4 protein-coding genes and 1 pseudogene are annotated in these 3,913 nt (G+C 70.0%); all 5 read right to left on the minus strand.

The window, feature by feature from the left end; all coding sequences use genetic code 11:
• Positions 1-714: pseudogene (locus tag ENN83_RS16015) on the minus strand (RsmB/NOP family class I SAM-dependent RNA methyltransferase); the annotation flags it as partial.
• A 68-nt stretch (positions 715-782) separates the two neighbouring features.
• Positions 783-2,228 carry an IMP dehydrogenase gene (guaB, locus tag ENN83_RS16020; protein ID WP_287188742.1) on the minus strand — a complete coding sequence of 482 codons (1,446 nt, stop codon included), beginning with the start codon at positions 2,226-2,228 and terminating at the stop codon, positions 783-785.
• Positions 2,229-2,440: 212 nt separating this feature from the next.
• Positions 2,441-2,626: a N(2)-fixation sustaining protein CowN gene (cowN, locus tag ENN83_RS16025; RefSeq protein ID WP_287188743.1), complete on the minus strand. Its 186-nt coding sequence runs from the start codon at positions 2,624-2,626 to the stop codon at positions 2,441-2,443.
• A gap of 20 nt (positions 2,627-2,646) precedes the next feature.
• Positions 2,647-2,778 (minus strand): hypothetical protein, encoded by a 132-nt coding sequence (locus ENN83_RS16030; RefSeq protein ID WP_287188744.1) that lies wholly within the window; start codon positions 2,776-2,778, stop codon positions 2,647-2,649.
• A 3-nt stretch (positions 2,779-2,781) separates the two neighbouring features.
• Positions 2,782-3,768 carry a tellurium resistance protein gene (locus ENN83_RS16035; RefSeq protein WP_287188745.1) on the minus strand — a complete coding sequence of 329 codons (987 nt, stop codon included), beginning with the start codon at positions 3,766-3,768 and terminating at the stop codon, positions 2,782-2,784.
• Between the last annotated feature and the right edge of the window lie 145 nt (positions 3,769-3,913).

Genomic DNA, 3,913 nt, shown 5'->3' on the forward strand with positions numbered 1-3,913 from the left:
CGCCAGCGCCAGCGTCTTGCCCCCGCCCCCGGCGCAGAAATCCAGCACGCGCCCGCCCTCGGGCAGCGGCATCAGATCGGCCACCGCCTGCGACGCGGCGTCCTGCAACTCGACCAGCCCCTCGCGCCAGGCACGCGACTGCTGGACGCGGCGGGCATTTGCGGTCACCTCCAGCGCGGTGGGCGAGAGCGGATGCGGCCGGGTCTCGATCCCCTCGGAGGCCAGCGCAGCGGCGGCCTTGTCCCGCGTGGTGCGGCGCAGATTGGCGCGCAGGAAGACCGGCGCGCGCTGGCGCAGCGCCTGCATGACGGGGAGGAAATCGGCCCCGAGGCTGTCGCGCAGCACCGCGGCCAATGCGTCGGGGCAGTCGCAGGCGATCTCTTCGGGCAGGTCGGCAGGGGGGACGGCCTGTTCCGCCGCGGTCAGGGGCGGGGGCACATGACCCTCGCCGGTGAAGATCGTCCCGGGCGCGATCCCGTCCGCGCGCAGCAACCCCAGCATCAGCCCGCGTCCGGTAGCGCTGCCCCCGAGCGCGGCAAAGGACCGGCGGCAGCGCAGCGCGTCGAAGACCAGATCGCGGATCGCCGCGCGGTCCTTTGCGCCGGCATACCGGTTCTGCCGTCCCCAGGTGGTCAGGAGCCGCTCGACCGGCGCGCCTGCCAGCCAGGCATCGAGCAGACCGATCGCCGCGGCGATCCGCGCTGCGGGCGTCATGGTCGCGATCTCGGGTTCAGCATGAAGATCGGCCCGCCAGTCCCTGATGAAAATGTTCTATGATCGCCCTACATCACCCGGTAATTCGGGCTTTCGCGGGTGATCTGCACGTCATGGACATGGGATTCCCTGAGCCCGGCGCCGGTGATCCGCACGAAGCGGCAATTGCTCCGCATCTCTGCGATGGTCGCGCAGCCGGTATAGCCCATCGCCGCGCGCAGGCCGCCCACAAGCTGGTGGATCACGGCCCCCGCTGCCCCCTTGTAGGGCACCTGACCTTCGATCCCCTCGGGCACGAGCTTGTCGCTGGCCGCGTCCTTCTGGAAATAGCGGTCGGCCGAGCCGCGCGCCATGGCGCCAAGGCTGCCCATGCCGCGATAGGACTTGAAGGACCGGCCCTGGTAGAGGATCACCTCGCCCGGGGATTCATCGGTGCCCGCGATCATCGAGCCGACCATCGCGCAGGAAGCGCCCGCCGCGATCGCCTTGGCGAAATCGCCGGAATACTTGATGCCGCCATCGGCGATCACCGGCACATCGCCCGCCGCCCGGGCGCAATCCATGATCGCGGTCAGTTGCGGCACGCCGACGCCCGCCACCATCCGCGTGGTGCAGATCGAGCCCGGCCCGATGCCGACCTTGACCGCGTCCGCGCCCGCGTCGATCAGCGCGCGCGTCGCCTCGGCGGTGGCGACGTTGCCCGCCATCACCTGCACGGAACTGCTGGCCTTGATCCGCTCGACGGCGCGCGCCACCCCCTCGGAATGGCCATGGGCGGTGTCGATCACGATCAGGTCCACGCCCGCGTCGATCAGCGCCTGCGACCGCTCGAAACCCGCATCGCCCACGGTCGAAGCGGCCGCGACCCGCAGCCGGCCCAGCTCGTCCTTGACCGCTTGCGGGTTCAGGACCGATTTCTCGGTGTCCTTCAGCGTCAGCAGGCCCGTGAGCCTGCCCACCTCGTCGGTAATGAGCAGCTTCTCGATCCGCCGCGCCTTCATCAGGTTCAGCGCCTCGGCGCGGTCGACCGGTTCCTTGAGCACGGCGAGGTTCTCGGCGGTCATCATCGCGTGTACGGGCGTCGCGTCGCTGGCGGCGAAGCGCATGTCGCGGTTGGTGACGATGCCCACCACATTGCCCTTGCCATCGATCACCGGGAAGCCCGTGAAATTGTAACGCTCGATCAGCGCCTTGGCGTCGGCCAGCGTCTGGTCGGGGGTCAGCGTGACCGGGTTGTAGACCACACCGCTCTCGGAGCGCTTGACGCGGCGCACTTCGCGCGCCTGTTCCTCGATGGTGAGGTTTCGATGGATCACGCCGATCCCGCCCGCCTGTGCCATCGCGATCGCCATGCGATGTTCGGTGACCGTGTCCATCGCCGAGGACAGAAGCGGAATGTTCAGCCGGATCGCGCGGGTGACGAAGGTGGCCGTGTCGGCCTGGTTGGGCAGCACCGAGCTTGCGCCCGGAACCAGCAGCACGTCGTCGAAGGTGAGCGCCTCGCGAATCTCCATGGGGATCTCCTGGGGAGTCTTCGTTTGGCGCTTCCCTATTTCACGGAGGGGCGGAAAAGGAAAGGGTCAATCGCGGGGCGTGGGCGGGGCACTCCCGCCCCCGTCCGGCGCAGGGCGCAGGCGCCCCGCTTGTCCGGGGTTGGGCGTGGCCGCGCGCGTGCCGCGCGCGGCGCCTCCGGCGGGGATATTTCGGGCCAGAAGAAGGAGGGGGCTCAGCAGCAGGTCTGTTCGAGGTCGAACAGCAGGTCGAGCGCAGCCCTGTCATCGCATTCCTCGAAGAAGGCCTGGAGCGCGTTGACCTGACTGCCGACGAAATGCAGGTTGTCCGCCCCCATGCGCATCTTCTCGGCCGGTTTGCGGTCGAAATAGACGCCCCAGCGCGATTCGGTTCCGGCCATGCGGGCGGCGAGCATCTGGATCAGCCGGTCGGCCTTGCCGGTGCAGTCGAGTCGGGAAAGCTGACATAACGGTCGGGATTCTGGTCGGTCATGGTGTCATTGTCCCAGGTCTGGTGCCCGGTCCCTTTGCCGGGCGTCGTGGATCGTTCCACCGCTCAGACGCGGGCGGCATTGGTCTTGTCCCCGAGCCCGCCAAGCGTCCAGGATCGCAGGATCGCGATCAGGATTGGCGGGATCGCGAGCGTTGCCGCGACGAGCAGCAGCCCGCCTGCGATGCGAATGGCCCCGACCGGTTCGGCGGCGGCCATCGCGAGGGCAAGATTGGCGAGGGCGGCAAGCGGAAAGGTGAATGCGCCCCAGAGCGGCGAGAAACCAGCCGCGAGCAGCCAGGGCAGGCGCAGGAACAGGATCCCGGCCAGCAGCGCGGCCAGCCCCAGGCAGCCCCAGGCGAGGCCGGGCCGGTCCAGCGACAGGGCCACGGAGCCGAACAGGCAGGCGGGTGCGAGGTGGATCGCAAGCAGCGGGCGCAGCGGCGCGGGCACCTTCTCGCGCAGGGCCTGGGCGAGGCTGGCGCCCCAGATCGCCAGCGCGGCCATGCCCGTCGCTGTCAGCAGAACGGTTGCAAGCAGGGTGAATCCCAGGGCCTGTGCCGGAAGCGCGGCGATGATGACGCCCACGAATTGCAGATGCCAGACCGGGTTCACGCGGCGCTGTCCGGCCGGGCCGCGGATCAGCGCGAGCACAAGCAGCAGGACCAGACCGGCATGCAGCGCGAGACCTGCGCCCAGCAGGGCCAGCGCGACGGCGGGCGCGAGCGGGACCAGCGCCGCCGCGACAAGGTAGCTCGCCAGCACCATCGCCGAGAGCCCCGCCCGGCCCGGCAGCACGCGCAGATCCTCGGTCAGAGCGCCCGGCCGCCGCGCGAGTTTCAGCGCGTAGGCCGCAATGCAGAAAAGGCAGAGCAGAGTGACAGCCCCAAGGATCATCTCGCCCATCGCGGCGGGGACGGGGAAGACCTCGGCCGCCTGCCGCCAGGCAAGGCCCAGGGAAAGCGCGCCGAGCACTGGCGGAAAGATCGCGGGCGGCGTCTGGTCGCCGAAGCGCGGGCGCGGCGAAAGACGAGGCGGCAGCGTGCGGGACATGCGGGGGATCTGGCATGACGCTGAGGCCGGGGCAAGCGGGCGGGGCGGGAGGTGGCGATCGCGCGTGCCGGATGCCCCGGAATGCCCAAATGGCCAGCGCCACGCCCAAGCAAGAGGCCCGCGCAGTGAAGCCCGACGCGATCGC

Source organism: Rhodovulum sp., from assembly GCF_011048875.1.
Classification (GTDB): Bacteria; Pseudomonadota; Alphaproteobacteria; order Rhodobacterales; family Rhodobacteraceae; genus Rhodovulum; species Rhodovulum tesquicola.